Source organism: Vibrio cincinnatiensis DSM 19608, assembly GCF_900167345.1.
GTDB classification, from domain to species: domain Bacteria; phylum Pseudomonadota; class Gammaproteobacteria; order Enterobacterales; family Vibrionaceae; genus Vibrio; species Vibrio cincinnatiensis.
The window spans coordinates 1-1,721 of the sequence record NZ_FUXB01000046.1 but is presented as its reverse complement, the minus strand read 5'-3'; the positions used below and the strand labels follow the sequence as shown (position 1 = coordinate 1,721).

The following is a 1,721-nucleotide window of genomic DNA, read 5'->3' as shown; positions in this document are numbered from 1 at the left end:
TGCAAAGTAAAAACACACTTAAAAATAAATACACTTTAAATTTCAATATATTGCGGTCTTTTTCTCTACGGTTACATAACGCCGCATTAAGGGGCTGCCAACGCTACTACCAACTCACCGCATAACACCGTAATCACAAAAACCAACGCATAATAAAAATGCCACGCGTTGGCTGTCCCTCTTAAATGCTTTGTTAGCTGAATTTCTCCATGACAAAGTTGCACAGCTTTTGACCGCGAACTTCTATGGTTTGTTCTTGTATCACATTGAAACCAAATCTCTCGTAAAACGGACGAGCTGTAATACTCACCTCAGAATAAAACCTAGTAATTCCTTGTAACTCACCCATTCTGAGTACATGTTCCATTAACTGCCGTCCGACTCCTTGACCTTGATGTTCATGGTGACAAAAGAAATGATCAATTAATCCATTTTCTTGAAGATCACTATAACCAACAATTTTCCCATCAATTTCAGCAACAAAAGGTGACAGCAAGTTCATTTGTCGTTTCCAAATCTCAGAAGAAAAACCATCTGGAGCCCATGCTTCAACTTGGGCTTGCGAATAATCACGTAAGTTCACATTACGAACCGTATGATAAAAAATAGCCCATAAATCAAGCGCATCTGATTCTTGATATTTTCTAATTTCGATCATGCTGATATTTACCACCATTCAGCTAACGCCCGCTTAAGGGGCAGACAACGCTACTGCCAAGCTTCCGCATAACACCGTAACCACAAAAACCAACGCATAGTAAAAATGCCGCGCGTTGGCTGTCCCTCTTGAAGCGTTTGTTATGCATTACAAACCACCGGCTAAATCCAGAAAGTTACCTGTGGAAAATGATGATTTTTCAGACGCTAACCAATAAATAGCCTCAGCGACTTCATCAGGCAAACCACCACGTTGCATTGGGATTTTATTTTTGAGTCGTTCTATACGGTCAGGCTCTCCACCGTCAGCGTGCATATCGGTATAAATCAATCCTGGGCGAACACAGTTAACTCTGATACCTTCCGCGGCAACTTCCAACGACAGACCTTTTGTTAACGTGTCAATTGCACCTTTTGACGCTGCATAATCGATGTATTCATTCGGTGAACCTGTTCGAGCGGCTCCCGAAGAAACATTAACTATGACACCACCGAGACCACCATGACGAGTTGACATTCGTTTCACTGCTTCACGACAACACAAGAAATAACCTGTCACATTGTTTATGAGAATTGAGTTAATCCTCTCTGCACTCATTTCGTCTAAGCGCATCTGCTTCTTTAAGATACCAGCATTGTTGACAAGAACAGAAACAACACCAAGCTCTTGGTCAACGGTTTCAAACAGTTTAACAACATCACCTTCTTTGGAAACGTCAGCTTGAACCGCAATACAATGACCACCTAACGCTTTGATTTCTTCAACGAGAGTATTAACAGCCTCAGCATTAGATTTGTAATTTATGCATACGGAAAAACCGTTTTGAGCAAAAAGCTTTGCTGTCGCCGCACCAATCCCTCGGCTACCGCCAGTAATAACAACTACTTTTTGAACGCTCATTATTCATCCTTTTAACGCTGAATTTGATGTAATGCATAACGCCGCATTAAGGGGCAAGCAACGCAACCAGCTCACGGAAACCGCATGAACATCACTGCCCTGTAAGGCTTTCGAGAACCTTACTTAAGTAGTTTTCATCCATTGCGCAGTTCATCCGTTTACG

Annotated in this window: 2 protein-coding genes; both read right to left on the bottom strand. The window is 41.9% G+C overall.

Annotation, left to right across the window (positions count from 1 at the left end; genetic code table 11):
• Positions 1–193: 193 nt before the first annotated feature.
• Positions 194–658 (bottom strand): GNAT family N-acetyltransferase, encoded by a 465-nt coding sequence (locus B5D54_RS16750; RefSeq protein ID WP_078927658.1) that lies wholly within the window; start codon positions 656–658, stop codon positions 194–196.
• 147 nt (positions 659–805) lie between these two features.
• Positions 806–1,558: an SDR family oxidoreductase gene (locus B5D54_RS16745; RefSeq protein ID WP_078927656.1), complete on the bottom strand. Its 753-nt coding sequence runs from the start codon at positions 1,556–1,558 to the stop codon at positions 806–808.
• Positions 1,559–1,721 lie beyond the last annotated feature (163 nt).

Excerpts from the sequence above, each read along its gene's own strand:
- B5D54_RS16745 (WP_078927656.1), bottom strand. The coding sequence starts at position 1,558 with ATGAGCGTTCAAAAAGTAGTTGTTATTACTGGCGGTAGCCGAGGGATT.
- B5D54_RS16750 (WP_078927658.1), bottom strand. The coding sequence starts at position 658 with ATGATCGAAATTAGAAAATATCAAGAATCAGATGCGCTTGATTTATGG.